The following is an 18388-nucleotide window of genomic DNA, read 5'->3' as shown; positions in this document are numbered from 1 at the left end:
ATATCAAGGATTAGATTTTGAAATTAAAACTCTTAGTAGCAGCCTTATTGGCACTAACGACCACTGCCGGCTATTATCCGGAATCATTTAAAGCAGAAGTCGCAAATGACCTTTTACAAGATGAAAACCTAAGAACAGAATTACAAAGAATTATCAGCCAAAATCACAAAAAAAATTCCTACTCTCAAGCTAAGCGCTACCTTTTTAACGAATTACATTTAAAATATGATGAAAGTAACCAACCTTATGTAAAAGGTGTTTACTGCAATAAAGTTTTCAATGGAAGTACTCCTAATATCGGACCAATTGGAGATGGGAAAATCCCTAATCATCAAATTGTTAACTGTGAGCACACATGGCCTCAGTCAAAATTCACAGGCGGATTTAGTTCACAACTTCAAAAAGGTGACCTTCACCATTTATTCCCAACTGACTCTAAGGCCAATAGCGTACGTAGCTCAAATGACTTTGCTGACCTAAAAGGTGGAAAAGCTGCAACGAGAGATTGTTTTGCTTCTCATTCTGATGGACATTATTTTGAACCACCAACAGAGCACAAGGGCAATGTTGCTCGAGCAATGTTCTACTTTGCAACTCGCTATGGAGCGAAGATTAATAGTAGAATGGAAAAATACCTAAGAAGATGGCACGCAGAAGATCCAGTGGACAGCGATGAAATCGAAAGAAATAACAAGATTGAAGAGATTCAAGGAAATAGAAATCCTTATATCGACTTCCCAGAGCTAGTTTCAGATATCAAAGACTTCTAATATATTTTTAACTTTTTGGCGGCCTTTAATATTGAGGCCGTCAATAAAGACCGTCGTTACCGCAGCATTCGCTAAAGTCACAAGTAGTCCTAAAAATACTAAAAACTTAATCATAGGAACCTCCTATTTGGCTTCTTAGTCTATTTTAAACACTGATTTAAAGTTCTCACAAATTCTAATTGATTAAGATTTCATGAAGATAGAATTTTAAAGAAAATAGGAGTATAAAAAACTATGTTTCAATTTATTAGAAAATTACTTACACAAAAGGGATTCAACGCCAAAGCTAAACGTGCCTTCACGAATTACTACCGTTTTGCAAAAGAATCACAATCATATCTAACTTATTGTAAAGAGATGCATGGAATTGAATGCTTCATGCAAAATAACCTATCAAAGAAGCAATTCTCTGCTCTAACTTCTCACTTTAAACCCCATCAAAAAGTTCTTGATATCGGTTGTGGAACAGGACAATTAACGGCTTACTTTGCAAAGAAATACAAACTTAAGGCAAAAGGATTTGATCTCGTCGTAAGTGATCATGATTATAAAGAAGCAAATTATGAAACAACATGGCTCGGAGAGAATGAATTTGATCTTGTTATCTCGCTAGATGGTTTCTATATGCTCAATGACCTCTACCGTACTTTAAACAAGATTATGGATAGCTTAAAACCAAAAGGAAAGTTTGTCCTCACCTATACATCAGAGCGACCATTTCACAAAACACGACTTGGTAAGGCCATTACAAATAAGTATAAAGATAAATTTGAAATTCAAGACTTCACTCAAGATGACCTTATTTTTAATAATAAGGCCAAGGAACTTCTTGAGAAACTTGAATCAGATTTTACTGCTGAAGGAAATTCAAATTTATATCGTACTAAGTATAATGAGATTAGCAAGAATGTAGAGTCCCACAAGGCCAATAAGATGTATCGAAGCCTTATTACTATTTCTAAGTAGTTAGTGATTTAGTTTGTTGGCCTATTGTTTTCTTTGTTAATCTTTTGTGAACTTGTTTTACTTCAATCTCGATGAATTCTATAGTTCATAGTTATGAAGAAGCTCCTACTGATATCGTTTGCCCTTATTCTAACCTTTAAAACATTCGCTACCGAAATCTCAGGTATCGCAATCTCAAGCCACGTAAATGAGTTCTCTGTCGTTGACTCAAAGTATGCAAGAGAAATTTTTTTAGGTCTTCCTGTTAAAAATACCTACGCTGACCTCGTCCATGGCCTCGTCTTTCGCTACCACAAATACTTTTTTTGCGTGCGCGAACCAAGTCATAAATTTCACTGTCATCTCTATCTAAATGGAAAAGGAGAAGGAGAATTATCTTCATATAATAGTGATACCGATTTTGGAAAAGGAGCTATCAGTGAATTTTTAGAAACATCGAGGACAAATGGGAAGGCAAAGATTCGCTTTGAAAATAATACATTAAAGATAAAGTTTGATGGAAACCTGGCCCAAAGATTTTGGCAAAAACTCGACTTAATTGCTGATGACTATCACACAATAGGGGCCAAGAATTACGAAGTGAGGAAAGGTAAACACTTAAATTGCTACTTAGAAAAGAATAAGAAAAAAGATATCTATCAATGCCAATTTAACGTTACAATCAAGACAGATAAACCAGAAATTAAAATCAATAATGATTTGAACTAGGGGCCTGTATGAAACTAATTGGATCAACGACATCACCATTTGTTAGAAAAGTCATTCTCGTACTCGAAGAACTTGGAATTCCTTATGAACTTGAACAAGTGAGATCACTTACTCCAGATGGTGCAAAGAAAATTGGTGAATATAATGCTGCAAGAAGAATCCCAATTCTAGAAACAGAAGATGGATCAATCTTTGATTCAACTATCATTTGTGAATACTTACTCGAAAAACAAGGAAAGCAATTAGATGTACATACAAAATTAGCGCTTCGTTTAATCGATGAGCTTTGTGATTCATGTATCATTCTGTTTCAACAAAAACTCTGGGAATGTGATACAAAATGGGAGTCTAAATTCTCTAAAGTTCAGTACGAAAGAGTGCAGAGTATTCTAGACTCACTTGAAAAGAAAGTTGATAAAGGTGGACTTCATCAGCTGGAAAAAGACTGGCTACTTTGCGTTCTTGATTGGCTGACATTTCGAGATGTTTTTAACTGGAAGAAAGGTCATCTCGCCTTAGAAAACTTCTATGAAAGTCTTAAAGATAGAGAACGTTACCAAAAATCAGCACCAAGAATATAAAAAAAGGCTACCATCGGTAGCCTTTTCTATTTTGATTTTTTAAATTTACTAAAATAATCCCGCCCAATCAGTTGTCTGAAGAGTGTTGATTACGTGTCTTAGGAATTTCGATCCTACTTCACCATCAATCAGTCTGTGATCGTATGTATGAGTTGCATACATCATCTGACGAATTGCAATTGAGTCATCTTCAGTAACAATTGGACGCTTCTTCATTGTACCAACACAGAAGATACCAAGTTGTGGTTGAAGGATAACAGGTGTTGCAATAAGGATTCCGAAAGATCCATTATTTGTGAAAGTATAAGTTCCACCTGACATATCATCCATAGTAAGCTTCTTCGCTCTTGCCTTTTGAACAAGCTCGTCTAGCTTTCTAGCGATACCTCTAATATTTAGGTTATCTGCACCTTTGATTACAGGAACAACAAGTCCGTTACCAGGAACAGCTACAGCACAACCAAGGTTGATGTCTTTTTTCATGATGATATTGTCACCATCAATTGAAGCATTAACCGTTGGGAACTCTTTAAGCGCTTGCACTAGAGCATAAAGAATAAAGTGAGTATAAGTTAGAGAGAAACCTTCTTCTTTTTGGAATTGTTTCTTGAACGATTCTCTAAATTTAAATAGGTTTGTCATATCAACTTCATCAATCGAGTTAACGTGTGGTGAAGTCATTTTAGAAGCAACCATATTCTTAGCGATTGCTTTTCTCATATTATCCATTGGAATAACTTCAACACGTCCGCTTGTTGCAGTTGGAACAGAAGCTGGTGCTGTTGCCTTAGGTGCAGGTGCCGCTGCTACTGGAGCAGGAGCCGCCGCAGGAGCTGAAGTTGTTGCTGCAGGAGCTGCTCCTCTATTATTTAGGAAATTCATGAAGTCAGCTTTGTTTACACGTCCGCCTGCTCCACTTCCTTTAAGGTGTGCTAACTCATTAACATCAACACCATGCTTAGCTGCTAGAGTTCTTACAAGAGGAGTGTAGAAACGACGTCCTGCTGGAACAGAAGCTGCCACTACTGGAGCTGCTGCAACTGCCGCTGGTGCTGCTGCTGGAGTACTTGCCACTGCCGCAGCCGGAGCTGCCGCTGCACCAAATGCTTTTGAAGTATCAGTTTCAATTGCTGCGATTTTAATACCAACATCAATTGTCTCACCTTCTTCAAAAAGAATTTGTTCAACACGACCTGCATATGGTGATGGAATTTCTGATTCAACTTTATCAGTTGAAATCTCAAGAAGGATTTCATCGATTTCAATCATATCACCTGGCTGCTTGTGCCACTTTGTGATTGTACCGTTAGTAATTGACTCTCCCATTTGTGGCATAACAACGTCTTCAAGAGTATCTGAAGAAGAAGCCGCTGCCGCAGGAGCAGGAGTTGCTGCTGGAGCTGCAGGAGCCGGAGCCGCCGCAGCAGGTGCTGCTGAAACAGCTGCATTTGCATCATCATCAATTGCTGCGATTTTTACACCAACATCAATTGTCTCACCTTCTTCAAAAAGAATCTCAACGATCTTTCCAGAGAATGGAGATGGAATTTCCGATTCAACTTTATCAGTCGAGATCTCTAATAGGATTTCATCGATTTCAATTGTGTCACCAACTTGCTTGTGCCACTTTGTAATCGTTCCGTTTGTAATAGACTCACCCATTTGTGGCATTACGATATCATTTTTCATATTCAGTCCTTATATATAATTAAAAATTGATTGATCTACCTTTAGCGTTTAACACAGATTCAGCCAGGAATTCTCCTAAAGTTGGGTGTGGGTGAATCGTTGCGAACATTTCTTCATCAACACCTTCCATTTGTCTGAACAGTACATACTCGTGAATTAGTTCAGTTGCATGAGTACCAACAATGTGTGCACCAAGCATTTCTCCATCTTCACCCATAAGAGTTTTAACAAACCCTTCTGTTTCGTTAGATGCCATGGCCTTACCATTTGCAGTAAATGGAACCTTACCTACTGAGTATTTAATACCTTGTTCTTTAAGAGCTCTTTCTGTGTAACCAACAGATGCAACTTGTGGCTGACAGTAAGTACAACCAGCAACATTCATCTTATCTAGTGGATGTGGGTGAAGACCAGCAATCGCTTCAGCAGCAATAATACCTTCGTGAGAAGCTGCGTGTGCTAAAAGAGGTGGACCAGCAAGGTCACCGATTGCGTAAATATTTGGTACGTTTGTTTGGTAAGTATTATTAACTACAACAAACCCACGATCAGTTTGAACACCAACAGTCTCAAGTCCGATACCATCGATATTTCCTGTCATACCAACAGCGATTAGACCCATGTCAAATTTATGCTCAACAGTCTTACCACCTTTTACTTCAGTGATTGTTACGTCATTACCATTGTTCTTAGCTGAAACTTTTTCAACACCAAGAGACATTTTAATTCCGTATTTCTTATATGCTTTCTCAACTACTTTTGAAGATTCTTCATCTTCGATTGGCAGAAGATTCTTTTGAAGTTCAAAGATATGAACATCAACACCAAATGCATTCCAGAAGTAAGCAAACTCAACACCGATAGCACCAGCTCCGATGATCCCAATTGACTTTGGAAGCTCTTCCATTTTAATTGCTTCCCAAGCACCAATCAGTCTTTTTCCATCGTGCTCAAGTCCAGGAAATGAGCGGTAGTGAGCACCAGTTGCAAGGATGATATTTGTTCCTTCAATTGTTTCAGTGTGACCACGAGATGAAGTAATTTCAACTTGAGTATTTGTACGAAGCTTTCCATAACCTTCAAAAACTTCAATCTTATTTTTCTTCATTAGGTAAGCAACACCACCAGAAATCTTTGCAGAGATTCCCTTTGCACGCTTAACAGCTTGGCCACCGTTTAAACCTTTAAGTTCAACATCAATACCAAGATCTTTCATATCAGCAAGCTCGTGTACACTGTGAGCTGCTTTAAGAACCGCTTTTGTTGGAATACATCCACGGTTAAGACAAACACCGCCTAGTTCTTTACTTTCAACGATCGCAGTCTTTTTTCCAAGTTGGGCAGCACGAATAGCGGCGACATATCCACCTGGCCCAGAACCAATAACAATAACATCAAATTTCTTCATAAAAATATTTCCTCAAACTATTGACCATAAGGCCCATAATCAGTAATAAAAGTTAAGATTTAAGGTTCTTCAACGTACTAAAATTATTTAAAATTGGCATGACACATTGCTACGATTCGTTAATATTTACAAATCGTTGTAATTGCCCTCTATAAGCCAACTTAAAGGGATTATCATTAATTTTACACAGAGCGAAATTAAAAATATCAATAAGTATTTCCCAGAAGGCCTTATAGCACTCGATCTAGAGACCTCAGGACTTTCTCCTTTAGTTGACGAAATCATTGAAATTGCGGCTATTAAAGTCATCGGGAACAAAATAGAAACTTTTGAGTCCCTAGTAAAACCTAAAAATCCAATCCCTGAATTCACAACAAAAATCCATGGTATCACAGATGAGATGGTCAAAGATTCTCCTTCAATTGAAGAGGTCTTACCAAAATTTCTTGAGTTCAGTGGAACTCACACTCTTGTGGCCCATAATGCAAAATTTGATATAGGCTTTATCGTCTTTGCGATGCACCAACTTAAGATGGAATTACATAAAGCTAAGGTTTATTGCTCATGCAAACTTTCTCGAAAATATGTGAAAGGAAGTGAGAACCATAAACTAAGTTCATTGTGTAAACACTTTGATATTCCTCTTGAAAATCATCACCGTGCACTTGATGATACAATTGCCTGTCTTCGTGTTTTTGCTAAAACCCTGGATGAAGTGAAGTCTAATCGCCAACTTAAAGAAGGTGAAATTCTAAATATCCAAGACTTTAGAAAGGCCAATATCGCAGAAGCCCCTGAAACGATTCAAAAACTTCAAGCACATATCGCTAAACAAGAAGTCATTGATATCAAATACAAGGGTGGAACATACAAAGGTAAATTTAGACCAATAAAACCTGTTGCTCTTTTACCAATGCCTGCCGGCGATGTTCTCTACGCTCACTGCCTACTTACAGATATCTACAAATCTTTTGCCATTAAAAAGATCCAAGAAATCCGTGAGCATGTTGAAAATGACTCAAAGTAGTTATATAAAGACGCCATGCTAGCAGGAAAATCAATCTCATATAAAATCCAATTTGTCGTGATCTTCATCATTCACATCGCTCTACTCTATTGGATCTACTGGTTACTTCAAAACACAGGTGTGCTCTCTACAGTAAGTGTAATGCTTCACTTTACAGGAATTGCTCTTTACGGGGCCCTTCTTATTCGTGGATGTGCCTATTGGGCCAAGTGGCATCACCTAAATGACATTAAAAAATACGAAGAACAAAACAAAAAAGATAATAGCGAAGAATGAGAAAAGGACTGCGAAGCACAGATGAAGTCAATGCTCGCTTTGGTCTTAATTTAGAACCATCTCGCTACGAAGTTTTTATCCCCAATCATATAAATGAGCTAATTGAAAAAGAAGGATTTGATGGCATTCATGCCAAACAATTTCTTCCTTCTAATCAAGAACTTCATCAGGATGGATTTGATGACCCAATCGGTGATCAACAAAAATACGTCGCTCCACAACTAATCCATCGCTACGATAATCGCGCCCTTTTTACTCCGACAACTATTTGTCCGGTAATTTGTCGCTATTGTTTCAGAAAGAATGAATTAAGTGGAAAGCATGAAATTTTTAAGGCCGATTTTGAAAAAGTTATAACTTACCTCAAGGCCCATACTGAGATTAATGAAATTATCTTTTCAGGTGGCGATCCTTTTATGCTTTCAGCTGCAAAAATCGATTTCTACCTAAATGAATTTAGCAAATTAGAACATATTAAATTCATTCGTTTTCATACCAGAACTCCCGCTTCCCTTCCAAATTATATTGGTAATGAAGTGATCGAAGTTCTTAACAAGTTCAAGCAAGTATTCAACGATATCAATATTGTTATTCACATAAATCACGCCGATGAGATCACAAGCGATGTGCGTGATTGTATTGCAAAACTTGGAAAATACTTTCCACTACTCTCGCAATCTGTGCTTCTAAAAGACGTGAATGATAAAGTCGAAGACTTAGAAAAGCTTATTTATAAACTTCATGATTTAGGAGTTAGGCCCTACTACCTCCACCATCCTGACCAAGCAAAAGGTGCCATGCACTTCTACCTCACACAAGATGAAGGGCGAGAAATCTATCGTAAGCTTCGCCGCCAAGTCCCTGGGTGGCTTCTACCTCAATATATTCTCGATTCCCCTGATGGCTCGGGAAAAAGAAACCTATAAAGAAATTCTTAAAGAGCAAGATTAATCAAGTTTCCAAAATTAAAGTACGCTATCATAGTTTTATGAGTAATGAATATAACGATAGAATAGCTCTTATCTGTAAATATATAGCTGATAATATTAATGAAGATCTTAACCTTGAAAAACTATCAGAAGTATCAGGTTTATCTAAGTATCACTTTCACCGTGTCTTCACGGCAAAACTTAATATTAGTCTATACAGCTTTATTCAATTAACACGATTAAAGAAGGCCTCGTATCAACTTGTCTTCAACAAAGAAATGAAGATTATCGATATTGCATTTGATGCTAATTTCGATAGTCCTGAGGCATTTTCTCGTTCTTTTAAAAAAGTTTTTAATGTTACTCCTTCTCAATTTAGAAGTGCACCTAACTGGGAAAAGTGGCATGAGAAATATCAATTCATAATTCCTACAGGAGATAATCACATGGAAATAAAAATAATAAAATTAGAAGAAATGAAGGTGGCCGTTCTTGAACATAGAGCTTCCCCCACAACTCTTAACAACTCAGTTGAAAAGTTTAAAAATTGGCGAATTCAAAGTAAGCAATCACCAATAAACAAAGCACGCACATTTGGTATCGTCTACAACGATCCAAATAATACAAAACCAGAGGATTTTGCCTTTGATATTTGTGGTGAACTATTTGAAGACTTAAAACAAAATAAAGATGGAGTTATCGAAAAAACGATTCCAGCTGGGCGATGTGCTGTTGCACGCCACTTTGGTTCACCTGATAATATTGAGGGTAAGATCTACGAATTATATGGAAAATGGCTTCCGACAAGTGGCGAGGAGCTTCGAGATTTTCCACTTTTCTTTCATTATCTTAACTTCTTCCCAGAGGTTCCTGAAAATGAACTAATAACAGATATTTATTTACCTTTAATTTAATACAAGGTGCAGAATATATTTGTAAAATTAAGTAGTTAATACTTTATTGAAAAAAATTATTCTGTACCTATTGACAACTTTTTCTCTCAGCAATATATTTCATCTCACTCAAATAAGCGCGTGTAACTCAGTTGGTAGAGTGTCACCTTGCCATGGTGGATGTCGCAAGTTCGAATCTTGTCACGCGCTCCATTCTTTAATTCAAATTAAGATACTATTTACATTTAAACGATACACAGCGCTAACGCTTGTTATTCTTGCTGAATGCTTGCGCATTCAGTATCACGCGCTCCATTCTTTTAATAAATAAGATATTTTCATTTTTAAACGATACGCAGCGCTAACGCTTTCTTCGTGAACAATAAGCGAAAATTAATCAAAACCTTTCTTTAAAAATAATTAAATCTTATCTGCTGATAACTCCTCTTATAATCAACTTGAAAGAAAAGCTTATCAGGAGATAAACAATGGCGATAAAAGATATCATTCAAAAAGATGTTGTTATCATAAATTCAAATGCAACTTTAAAAGATGCGGCCAAACAGATGTATGAAAAGCACGTTGGGGCCATCATCGTTGTGGATAATATAACAGGAAAGAAAAATACTCCCGTTGGAATTTTAACAGATAGAGACATTGCCATATCTTTTGGAAAAGAAGGAAAGATTGAACCTTATTCTAAAGTAAGTGAGATCATGACTCAGAATGTAGTTCTGTGCACACCGAAGGATAGTATTGTCGATACAATAAAAAAGATGCAGGCCAATGGTATTAAACGCATACCAGTTGTAAACAGTAGAGATCAAATAGTAGGAATCATTTCTTCGGACGATATTATTCAAAGACTTGGTAATGAAATCCATGACCTTTCACAAATTGTTAAATTAGAGATAGAAAAAGAATCCGCTATTCAATGTCCAATTGACGAAACACGACAAGTTAAAATTGCGTAATAGGAAGCGAAGATGTTTAAAAACCGAAAGGAAGCCGGTGCATTATTGGCCGAGGAATTCAAGGATAAGATACGCGAAAAAAATAACGCTGTAGTTATTGCTCTTCCTAGAGGAGGTGTTCCTGTAGCGTACGAAATAGCAATGAGGCACCGTCTTCCTCTTGATGTATTTTGTGTAAAAAAGATTGGTGCACCTAGAAACAGTGAATTAGCTATTGGCGCTGTCACCGAAACTGGAGACACATACTATAATAGAGATTTAATAAGTCACTTCGGAGTTAATGAACTTCAATTACGTCGATTAACAAATGAAAAGAGGCGCGAGGCCATAGAGCAGGCAAAAATTTTAAGAAGAAAACGAGAGCCTATTAATATAGCAGGACGAGATATTCTAATTGTTGACGACGGAATCGCAACTGGTGCAACTGTGAAGGCCGCAATTAAATTAATCAAACAGCAAACACCAAATAAAATTGAAGTTGTAACACCTGTATGTTCTAGAGAATCTTGGAGTGAGATTATAAATCTGGTAGATGATATTCTTGTACTTGAAACTCCCCACAACTTTCTCTCCGTTGGCGAGTGCTATCTAGAGTTTCTACCAGTTTCTAATACAAGAGCAGGAGAACTATTAAAAGAAGCCTATGAAACATATCAAGGAAAAATACTAGCACAAGAACAAGATAGAATGTTCAGAAAATCCAAGGGCTAATCTTTACTTTTTGCTAGAGCGAGACCAAAGAATAAGAATGCTGAACCACTAAGTGTTTCAACAACACACTTAGTTCTTCCCTTTTCAAACTGTGCCTTAAAGAAAGTAACAAAGTATCCAAATAGAAAGAGCCAGATTAGATTTAAGGCAATATGAACTAACGACAAGCCAATTGATTGAACTAGTGGATTAGAATTAATATCAATAAATTGAGGTAAGAAAGTTAAGTAAAAAATTGCAACTTTTGGATTTAAGATATTCGTTAAAAGACCTCTACGAAACTCACTAGAGACAGATACCTGTTTTCTTTCATTTTTCGAAACGAGAAAGAGGTTCGTTTTACTACCACTAAACCATGCTTCATATAGTGCACGCACACCTAAGTATATGAGATAAGCAGCTCCAATCATTTTCACAAAGTGAAATAGCTCAGCAGATTGTTGCAAGATTGCAGAGAGTCCCAGTGAAGACATCACTGCGTGAATAAAAAGACCTGAACAGATCCCTAAAATAGTGGCCATTATATTCTTACGATTACCACTTATTGAACTTTTCAAAACTAACGCTGTATCTGAACCAGGAGTAATGGTTAAGATAAAACACAAAAATAAGAAAGCACTAAAAGAATTCTCCATGTAGACATACTACATTCGATAAAGAATTTGCGTCAATAGCTTATAGTTTTGCCTCATATTCCTTTTTAGGTGATTCTATAGCTCTCATCCATTTTACTGAACGTACTTCCCATTTTGGATCGTTTTCTTTTAAAAGTTCAAAAACTCCTGAAAAATGCTTCGCTCCATAAGTAATGAAAATCTTCTTATTTGTATCATTCGTGATTCTTTTAGCAAGTTCACGATTTCTATAATCTAAAATAACTGGCTCAATATTAGCGACTTTTCCACCATCTGACTGACCAATCTTCTTAGACATAAAGCCTCGACAAACAATCCCCGCTAACTTTTTTTGACCTTCACTACCTGATTTTAAAAACGATACAAGTGCAGCACTTGGATCTGCACTACTATCCTGTTCAGCTACATCGAAAAAGTTTTTATTGGCCTTAGCAAATTTTACATCAGTCTTCATTAGACGCTCAAATTCACCCTTCAATTCAAGAGCATCCACATCTGCAATGACATGCCTTTCTGGATGTTCTTTTTTATCAGCTTCAAGTAAACCAAAATAATCAAGTTGAAACTTAAGACCACATGCCTTTCCAATTGCAGAATAAGTCTCATCTAAATGTTTTTGACCGCCAGTAATACCAGCAGTTAATTTTTCAAAAAAATCTTTCGACTCTGGTGAGTTTGTTTGAACACCTTCGTAGTAAATTACAAATCCATTTGAAAGTGCTTCTTCAACATCATAAATTACAGATTTATAGAAGTTTTCAGATCCAATATGTTGCATTCCTTGAAATGTAACAGTTTTATCACCATTGACTAAAACAGCTTGAGGCTGAAGAGCTGGATTTGTTTCTGTTATAACAATCGAATAATAAATAGGTAACGACGCTACTCCTGTAGCAAAGAAAAACAGGCCAACACTACAACGTATCCAGTTTGTTTTCACTGAATGAGAATGACAAATTTTAGTAAGAAGCCAACCAAGAGGAATTGCAGTTAACACACTAGCAATTAATATATAAATATACATTGTAGGCCAATTAAGAATAACTGGAAGACTTGAAATAAAGCCGAGGATTAGTACAAGCCAAAGAATAGTTTGTAGACGAATTTTCCAAAATAATTTTGTATGACTTTGCATAATCTCTCCCGAATCTTATTCAGAAGAGATTAAACAATATTACAATAGAATAGTAAACATTATTAACTATTCATCATCCGCAAGGTACTCTGTTCCAAGGTGAGCAAAACTTGTCCATGGAAAGATATCTGAAGCTACTTCCTTAACACTAGCATTGATACTTTCAGTATCTTCGATCAGGATTTGAGTATTCTTTAAATCAAAAAATGAGTTTTCAACTTGTTTTGATACAATTCCAAAAACTGATAAGCTCTTCTTTCGTGAAGAAGTTTTCGCGTTTACAGAAGCAAAGTGTGACTTGAAATCACAAATATAGACAGCATTGTTCACAACTGTCGTCATTTGAGAGAAAACTTCGATATTTGGAACAGACTTAAATTCCTCACTAATCATCTCAAGGAAGTTTCCGTTCCCTTCAAAGAATAAGAATGTTGGAGGTTGATTACCTCTTAACTCATCAAGTGTTGCAACGATTTTCTTTTTATCACTAAAGCTTCCAACAAAGAAACGTGCCTTTGTATCTGGATTCTTGATATCAAAACTTTTCTGGAATGAGCGATCAATTTTTGTAACAGCAGGTCCTGCATTTAAGAAAGACATTTTCACCTTATTCTTAATCTCTTCTGCTCTTTCAGTTAAGTTATTTAGAGCTGGTTTTTCAACAAAGTCACATGCTCCATTATTAAGAGTTTCTTGAGCATAACGTGTATCCTCACGGCTAGCACTTGATACGACAATTACATTTGGATGTCCCATACGATAATTCTTTTTCAGATACTCAACTCCATCCATTTCTGGCATATGAATATCAAGAGTCATCGCATCGACTCTATTAGTTTTTAGGAACTCCTGGGCCTCAACACCATTGGCCGCACTTCCAACAACTTCGAAGTCCTCATCTTTTTCAAATATCTTAGTTAGTAGTTTTACAACAGAAGAACTATCATCAACTATTAGCATACGAATAGGTTTAGGAATCGAAGGTAGACTTGAAATTGGTCTAATAGCAGGTCTCGAAAGTGGTGCAACACCATCTTTAACAAGACTAAGATTTCTTTCTGCCTTAGGTGCTTCAGGGTCTAGGCAATATACACTTGGAGCAAGTGTCTGAACCTTTAAACTCGTCCCCTTCAGTGACTCACTTATTCCAGTAACAAATAGAGCATCTTTATGAAGATACTTTTTGAAGTTCATTACGATATTTTCAATTGATTTTTGATCAAAGTAGATGAAAACGTTACGACAAAAAATAATATCAAATTTTTTGCTACCTAGAAACTTTTCTGGTGCAAGTAAATTCATAACACCAAACTGACAGTTATCTTTAATATTTGCGTTAACTTTAGCAAATTTTGAAATTTCACCAGAGCCACGCATCCAGTTACCAGTTAAGTATACAGTTGGGATTGATTTTATTTCACGATAACGGTAAACACCATTCTTTGCAATCTTAACACTTTCAGGATCAATATCAGTTCCAACTATTTCGAAACGCATCCCAGGATAGTTTTTTAAATGATGATGAAAAAACATTCCAAGTGAGTAAACTTCTTGCCCACGACTACAAGCTGCCGAAAGAATTCTTATCGTAGAATCGCCACGCTTCTTTGCATTCGCAACAATACTATCAAGATTCTTTAATAAATATTCAAAGTGAGAAAACTCTCTAAAGAAGTAAGTATGGTGAGTCGTTAACATTGAAATTAAATGCGATGATTCTTTTGCATAATTTTTTGTTAAATAACTATAATAATCTTCCGGAGTCGAGCAACCTAAGGTCATCATTCTCTTTTTAAGACGACTTGTTACCATCGACTGTTGTGCCGGTCCTAGAATATTGCCACTTTCTTTTGAAACAATTTCTGACACATAATTAGCAAGACTGATAATATCCCACTCAATACCTTTCTTAAAAGCTTGGTTCACATAGTTCTCCGAAATATAAAAAATCCCAATAGATGAAAAATCTATATCTCGACTTATCGTCAACTGTTATAATTTCTTAACAATAATTTCAGATAGTTAAATGATAAAAAGTAATCGGAACAAAATTTATATAGATTGCTTAGTAAGGTACTGAAAAGTCGTTTTCAATTTACGTTAACCTGTCAGAGGTCATGATTTTTATCCCCGCTCTTTGCTCTATTGCCGCCTCTAGCATCACTTTTGCAATTGATGAAGCAGGGTTAATACGTAAGCTTTTTGGTAGGATATAGTGGAAAATTTTCAATAAACATTTTCCAATAACCTCCCCTAATCGAAACTCATTCCTCTCTCCACCAATGAGTCCAGGCCTCACTAGACAAAGAGACTTAAACTTTAAGTCCATCAATGCATTTTCCAAATTCCCTTTGACTTGATTATAAAAGAAAATAGAATTCTCATTCGCTCCCATTGCCGAATTTAAGACAAAAGTTTCAACTCCAACTTCCTTTGCACATCTTGCAAAAGTAAGAGGATACTCAAGATCTACTTTTTTAAATGCTTCTTTACTACCGGCCACTTTAATTGTTGTACCAAGAGCACATATGACGACATCAACATTCCACTCTTTAAGCATTGCTGAAGTTACCTGATCAAAATTAATGATGGGTGAATATAGTTTAGTGTGTGAATTAATTTCTCGACGTACAGGTGCAACAATATATTCGATTTCATCTCTTTCGATGGCCAGCTTTAACACATGACTGCCCACAAGGCCTGTTGCTCCTAGTATTAGTAATCTCATTCAATACTCCCTAACCAATTCATTTACATATTCACTACAATAAAGTTTAATTTTAATAAACAAAATTAGCTTTAACCACAGTGAGACAATTAATGACAAAGTTTGTTCTATATATTGCCTTTATATTATCAACTTCTTTTCACACATTGGCCCAACATAATTGGGTAAATACTCAAAGCCCACCACAAGATTGGTCAACTTTAGAGAATGATTTTGTGCAAGTTATCTACCCTAAAGGTTTTAAGAAGAATGCAATTTATATGGCCAATCTAATGGAGCACTACTCAAAATATGTAGGACTTTCTTATGGGCTAAAAAAGCCGGAGCAAGTTAGCTTGATCTATCGTCCGGAAATGGGTGATCCTAATGGATTTGTAACACTTGCTCCAAGACGTACAGAGTGGTTTGATTCAACAAATTTCTTTGCCCATGTAAGTACACTTGAGTGGCATGAAAATTTATCGATTCATGAGTATCGCCACGTTATCCAGCAAGATATCTTTAATAAGAAAACTGTAAAGGCGTTTGATGTACTTATGGGTGATACTGGGCAAGCACTTCTAAGTTATTTAGCTAGAAAGCCTTGGTATATGGAAGGTGATGCTGTTTATGCTGAAACAAAATATACTCAATCAGGACGAGGTCGCTCTTCTCGCTTTATGGCAAGACTAAAAGCAATTTTACTCAAAGGCGAAACACCAACATACGATCAATTTGTTAATGGAACATATAATGATAGATTAGTGAGTTGGTATATTTATGGATACGTTCTAATATCTCATGGTTACAAAAAGTATGGTGACAACTTTTGGGATAATGTCATGGACAATGTTACAGCAAGGCCTTATCCAAACGGAATTGTTGGCGCAATTGAAAATGCATCAGGCATCGACTTTTATGACTTCTACTACGAAGCATTTGAAGACTTAAGAAAAAAGTGGAAAAAGGACAGCTTTCCAGAATTAAAAATAACAGATTTTAATATTAAGACTAATCAATACAAAAATGGCGCTGATCTATATTATCTAGAGTATGACCTTAATAACTTCTATCGCTTAATTAAAGAAACTAATGGTAAAAAAGAAGTTCTAACAGATTTAGCCTACAGTGAAGACATTACTCGATTAGACTATAGTAAAAATCATGCCGTACAATCTCATTTTTTACCGCACTGGCGATATGGGTTCAAAAGCTATTCTGATTTAAGCCTAATTGATTTAAAAAATGGTCATAAGAAGTATATTACTTCGGGAATGAGGCTTTATAATCCACACTTCAACGAAGATGGGACAAGGATCATTGCTATTAACTTTAATGACAAAAATGAATGGATAGTTCAAGAACTTGAATTAAATGGCAAACTCCTTAGAACAATCAAAAGCAATGAATACAAATTCTTAGAAGCTGTTTCAATCAATGAAGATGAGGTTATAGCACTTGTGACAAAGGCCAGTGGTGGAAAAGGTCTCGTACGTGCAAATTTAAGAAATAATAATATAACTAATCTAATTCCAGTAAGTTTTAACAATCTCTATTGGCTACAATCTGATTACAAAGATAATATTTTATTTGAAGCTCAATACAATGGTTCAGTTGAGGTTTTCAAATTCAACATAAACGCAAAAGAGCTACAAAAGTGTACGACTTCTAGAATTGCAGCCTACTCACCTACATTTTCAAATGATGAGATTTTATTCTCTGAACAAACAATAAATGGTAAGAGAATTAGCAATACTTCGATGTCAAACTGTCAGAAATTACCAATCGATAATTTAATTAATCCTGATAAGTTTTATTCCAAAGATAGCCCTAGTGATCGCTTAAATAACTTTGAAAAAATAGAATTTAAAGACCGTGATGAAGTAGCAAATAAAAACTTCAATCTATACAAAGAAAAAGATTACTCTGGTTTTGACTGGCGAGCTTTTACTCCACACTCTTGGAGCTTCTTTGTTGGTCAAGGTTATGGACTGTCATTGTGGGCAGATAATTACTTAAGAGACTTTGGATGGAATGTTAACCTAGGATATGAAGCGGCTGAAAACACACCATACTCTTCTTTGCAGATTGATTTCAAAAGATACTGGCCAATTTTCAGCCTAATCGCCGACTTAAGAGAACGAGAAGTAAGTCGTCTAGGGACAGATAATGATGACTATGGCTGGGATGAAAATGCAGTAGGAGCAAAAGTACAACTACCATTCGTTTTCAGAAAAAATCTCTATAACTTAAATATAACTTTAGATTATAGTGCTGAGTTCGTTCAAACTAAGGATTACAATTCAAATGACGTTGACACAACAGGAGAATCGGATTTAATTCGTCAAAGTACGTCACTACTAGTCGATCTTTATAAAGACTATACGGCAAGATCGATTATCTCGCCATGGAGCTTTTCTCTTTTAGGAATGTATCAGGATGCAAGTACAGATGACACGACTGGATTAGTTGGTGATTATCGCTGGTTTGGAGATCTTACAATTACGACACCTGGTTTTTTTAATAATAATGGCTTTAAATTTTCTGTTACTGGTGAAAAGTATGGAGATGGAACAAGCTATCGCTTTCAGCCAACTTCACAAGAAATTATGGGATACGTTTTTTCTCGTGGTTATAATTATTTCGCAACGAAGAGATATGTAAAAACCACTTCTAATTATTTATTTCCACTTTTCTATCCGGATTATAATATTTCAGCATTCATCTACTTTAAGCGAATTTATATGAATCTCTTCTACGATAACACTAAAGTATACGCTATATCAGCAGACAATGGATTTCATATTAGTAGTTATGGAGCGGAACTAGTCTTTAACACATCGATCTTCAGGGCCATTCCTGTGGACTTTGGATACCGTTTTGTTAGAAAACACGAAACAGAAGAAAATGAAAGTGAAGTATTTTTAGGTATTGGAATTACATACTAGAAAAAAAAAGGCCCTCATATGAGGGCCTTCT

18 protein-coding genes and 1 tRNA gene are annotated in these 18388 nt (G+C 36.0%); 12 read left to right on the top strand and 7 right to left on the bottom strand.

Annotation, left to right across the window (positions count from 1 at the left end):
- Positions 1 to 17 precede the first annotated feature (17 nt).
- Positions 18 to 770, top strand: a complete 753-nt coding sequence (locus tag ACMAWV_RS03840) for an endonuclease I family protein (RefSeq protein WP_158246750.1) — start codon at positions 18 to 20, stop codon at positions 768 to 770.
- Here the strand turns inward: ACMAWV_RS03840 and ACMAWV_RS03835 are convergent.
- Positions 750 to 884 carry a hypothetical protein gene (locus ACMAWV_RS03835; protein WP_412469907.1) on the bottom strand — a complete coding sequence of 45 codons (135 nt, stop codon included), beginning with the start codon at positions 882 to 884 and terminating at the stop codon, positions 750 to 752. The two genes, ACMAWV_RS03840 and ACMAWV_RS03835, sit on opposite strands and share 21 nt — an antisense overlap.
- A gap of 120 nt (positions 885 to 1004) precedes the next feature.
- Between ACMAWV_RS03835 and ACMAWV_RS03830 the strand changes: the two genes are divergently transcribed.
- From ACMAWV_RS03830 to ACMAWV_RS03820, 3 genes are all read left to right on the top strand, one after another.
- Entirely contained in the window at positions 1005 to 1736 is a 732-nt protein-coding gene (locus tag ACMAWV_RS03830) for a class I SAM-dependent methyltransferase (protein ID WP_412469908.1), read from the top strand.
- A 93-nt stretch (positions 1737 to 1829) separates the two neighbouring features.
- Positions 1830 to 2444, top strand: a complete 615-nt coding sequence (locus tag ACMAWV_RS03825; protein ID WP_412469909.1) for a hypothetical protein — start codon at positions 1830 to 1832, stop codon at positions 2442 to 2444.
- 8 nt (positions 2445 to 2452) lie between these two features.
- Entirely contained in the window at positions 2453 to 3025 is a 573-nt protein-coding gene (locus ACMAWV_RS03820) for a glutathione S-transferase N-terminal domain-containing protein (RefSeq protein ID WP_103216325.1), read from the top strand.
- Between the two features lie 48 nt (positions 3026 to 3073).
- Here ACMAWV_RS03820 and sucB read toward each other — a convergent pair whose 3' ends face one another.
- Together sucB and lpdA are read right to left on the bottom strand one after the other, a co-directional pair.
- Positions 3074 to 4714: a 2-oxoglutarate dehydrogenase, E2 component, dihydrolipoamide succinyltransferase gene (gene sucB / locus ACMAWV_RS03815; protein WP_412469910.1), complete on the bottom strand. Its 1641-nt coding sequence runs from the start codon at positions 4712 to 4714 to the stop codon at positions 3074 to 3076.
- Positions 4715 to 4733: 19 nt separating this feature from the next.
- Positions 4734 to 6122 carry a dihydrolipoyl dehydrogenase gene (gene lpdA, locus ACMAWV_RS03810; RefSeq protein ID WP_103216323.1) on the bottom strand — a complete coding sequence of 463 codons (1389 nt, stop codon included), beginning with the start codon at positions 6120 to 6122 and terminating at the stop codon, positions 4734 to 4736.
- A gap of 142 nt (positions 6123 to 6264) precedes the next feature.
- Here lpdA and ACMAWV_RS03805 point away from each other — a divergent pair, with 142 nt between their 5' ends.
- The 7 genes from ACMAWV_RS03805 to ACMAWV_RS03775 all read left to right on the top strand — a co-directional run bounded on the left by ACMAWV_RS03805 (position 6265) and on the right by ACMAWV_RS03775 (position 10932).
- Complete coding sequence (locus tag ACMAWV_RS03805) at positions 6265 to 7149, top strand: exonuclease domain-containing protein (RefSeq protein ID WP_103216322.1); 885 nt, start codon at positions 6265 to 6267, stop codon at positions 7147 to 7149.
- Positions 7150 to 7164: 15 nt separating this feature from the next.
- The gene (locus ACMAWV_RS03800; RefSeq protein ID WP_103216321.1) at positions 7165 to 7425 is read left to right on the top strand and encodes a hypothetical protein; all 261 of its coding nucleotides are present in this window, start codon (positions 7165 to 7167) and stop codon (positions 7423 to 7425) included.
- Positions 7422 to 8351, top strand: a complete 930-nt coding sequence (locus ACMAWV_RS03795) for a KamA family radical SAM protein (protein ID WP_412462963.1) — start codon at positions 7422 to 7424, stop codon at positions 8349 to 8351. The genes ACMAWV_RS03800 and ACMAWV_RS03795 overlap by 4 nt, the downstream gene beginning before the upstream one ends.
- 62 nt (positions 8352 to 8413) lie before the next feature.
- Positions 8414 to 9268: an AraC family transcriptional regulator gene (locus ACMAWV_RS03790; RefSeq protein ID WP_412469911.1), complete on the top strand. Its 855-nt coding sequence runs from the start codon at positions 8414 to 8416 to the stop codon at positions 9266 to 9268.
- A 116-nt stretch (positions 9269 to 9384) separates the two neighbouring features.
- Positions 9385 to 9460 (top strand) — tRNA-Gly (locus ACMAWV_RS03785).
- 275 nt (positions 9461 to 9735) lie between these two features.
- Complete coding sequence (locus tag ACMAWV_RS03780) at positions 9736 to 10221, top strand: cyclic nucleotide-binding/CBS domain-containing protein (protein ID WP_412462965.1); 486 nt, start codon at positions 9736 to 9738, stop codon at positions 10219 to 10221.
- Between the two features lie 12 nt (positions 10222 to 10233).
- A complete protein-coding gene (locus ACMAWV_RS03775) occupies positions 10234 to 10932 on the top strand; it encodes a phosphoribosyltransferase (protein ID WP_412469912.1) in 699 nt (232 codons plus the stop codon).
- Here the strand turns inward: ACMAWV_RS03775 and ACMAWV_RS03770 are convergent.
- The 4 genes from ACMAWV_RS03770 to ACMAWV_RS03755 all read right to left on the bottom strand — a co-directional run bounded on the left by ACMAWV_RS03770 (position 10929) and on the right by ACMAWV_RS03755 (position 15430).
- Positions 10929 to 11567 (bottom strand): LysE family translocator, encoded by a 639-nt coding sequence (locus tag ACMAWV_RS03770; protein WP_412469913.1) that lies wholly within the window; start codon positions 11565 to 11567, stop codon positions 10929 to 10931. The genes ACMAWV_RS03775 and ACMAWV_RS03770 overlap by 4 nt on opposite strands.
- 40 nt (positions 11568 to 11607) lie before the next feature.
- Positions 11608 to 12702 (bottom strand): hypothetical protein, encoded by a 1095-nt coding sequence (locus ACMAWV_RS03765; protein ID WP_412469914.1) that lies wholly within the window; start codon positions 12700 to 12702, stop codon positions 11608 to 11610.
- A 66-nt stretch (positions 12703 to 12768) separates the two neighbouring features.
- Complete coding sequence (locus ACMAWV_RS03760) at positions 12769 to 14628, bottom strand: CheR family methyltransferase (RefSeq protein WP_392990856.1); 1860 nt, start codon at positions 14626 to 14628, stop codon at positions 12769 to 12771.
- Between the two features lie 169 nt (positions 14629 to 14797).
- Entirely contained in the window at positions 14798 to 15430 is a 633-nt protein-coding gene (locus ACMAWV_RS03755; RefSeq protein ID WP_412469915.1) for an NAD-dependent epimerase/dehydratase family protein, read from the bottom strand.
- Between the two features lie 92 nt (positions 15431 to 15522).
- Here ACMAWV_RS03755 and ACMAWV_RS03750 point away from each other — a divergent pair, with 92 nt between their 5' ends.
- Entirely contained in the window at positions 15523 to 18357 is a 2835-nt protein-coding gene (locus ACMAWV_RS03750; RefSeq protein ID WP_412469916.1) for a hypothetical protein, read from the top strand.
- Positions 18358 to 18388 lie beyond the last annotated feature (31 nt).

The sequence above is a fragment of the Halobacteriovorax sp. RT-1-1 genome (genome assembly GCF_047085455.1).
GTDB lineage: Bacteria > Bdellovibrionota > Bacteriovoracia > Bacteriovoracales > Bacteriovoracaceae > Halobacteriovorax_A.
The sequence above is the reverse complement of the archived record's forward strand: the minus strand, read 5'-3'. Positions and strand labels throughout refer to the sequence as shown.

Coding starts and splice junctions, on each gene's coding strand:
- ACMAWV_RS03835 (WP_412469907.1), bottom strand. CDS start 884: ATGATTAAGTTTTTAGTATTTTTAGGACTACTTGTGACTTTAGCGAAT.
- ACMAWV_RS03830 (WP_412469908.1), top strand. CDS start 1,005: ATGTTTCAATTTATTAGAAAATTACTTACACAAAAGGGATTCAACGCC.
- ACMAWV_RS03825 (WP_412469909.1), top strand. CDS start 1,830: ATGAAGAAGCTCCTACTGATATCGTTTGCCCTTATTCTAACCTTTAAA.
- ACMAWV_RS03820 (WP_103216325.1), top strand. CDS start 2,453: ATGAAACTAATTGGATCAACGACATCACCATTTGTTAGAAAAGTCATT.
- sucB (WP_412469910.1), bottom strand. CDS start 4,714: ATGAAAAATGATATCGTAATGCCACAAATGGGTGAGTCTATTACAAAC.
- lpdA (WP_103216323.1), bottom strand. CDS start 6,122: ATGAAGAAATTTGATGTTATTGTTATTGGTTCTGGGCCAGGTGGATAT.
- ACMAWV_RS03800 (WP_103216321.1), top strand. CDS start 7,165: ATGCTAGCAGGAAAATCAATCTCATATAAAATCCAATTTGTCGTGATC.
- ACMAWV_RS03795 (WP_412462963.1), top strand. CDS start 7,422: ATGAGAAAAGGACTGCGAAGCACAGATGAAGTCAATGCTCGCTTTGGT.
- ACMAWV_RS03790 (WP_412469911.1), top strand. CDS start 8,414: ATGAGTAATGAATATAACGATAGAATAGCTCTTATCTGTAAATATATA.
- ACMAWV_RS03780 (WP_412462965.1), top strand. CDS start 9,736: ATGGCGATAAAAGATATCATTCAAAAAGATGTTGTTATCATAAATTCA.
- ACMAWV_RS03775 (WP_412469912.1), top strand. CDS start 10,234: ATGTTTAAAAACCGAAAGGAAGCCGGTGCATTATTGGCCGAGGAATTC.
- ACMAWV_RS03770 (WP_412469913.1), bottom strand. CDS start 11,567: ATGGAGAATTCTTTTAGTGCTTTCTTATTTTTGTGTTTTATCTTAACC.
- ACMAWV_RS03765 (WP_412469914.1), bottom strand. CDS start 12,702: ATGCAAAGTCATACAAAATTATTTTGGAAAATTCGTCTACAAACTATT.
- ACMAWV_RS03755 (WP_412469915.1), bottom strand. CDS start 15,430: ATGAGATTACTAATACTAGGAGCAACAGGCCTTGTGGGCAGTCATGTG.
- ACMAWV_RS03750 (WP_412469916.1), top strand. CDS start 15,523: ATGACAAAGTTTGTTCTATATATTGCCTTTATATTATCAACTTCTTTT.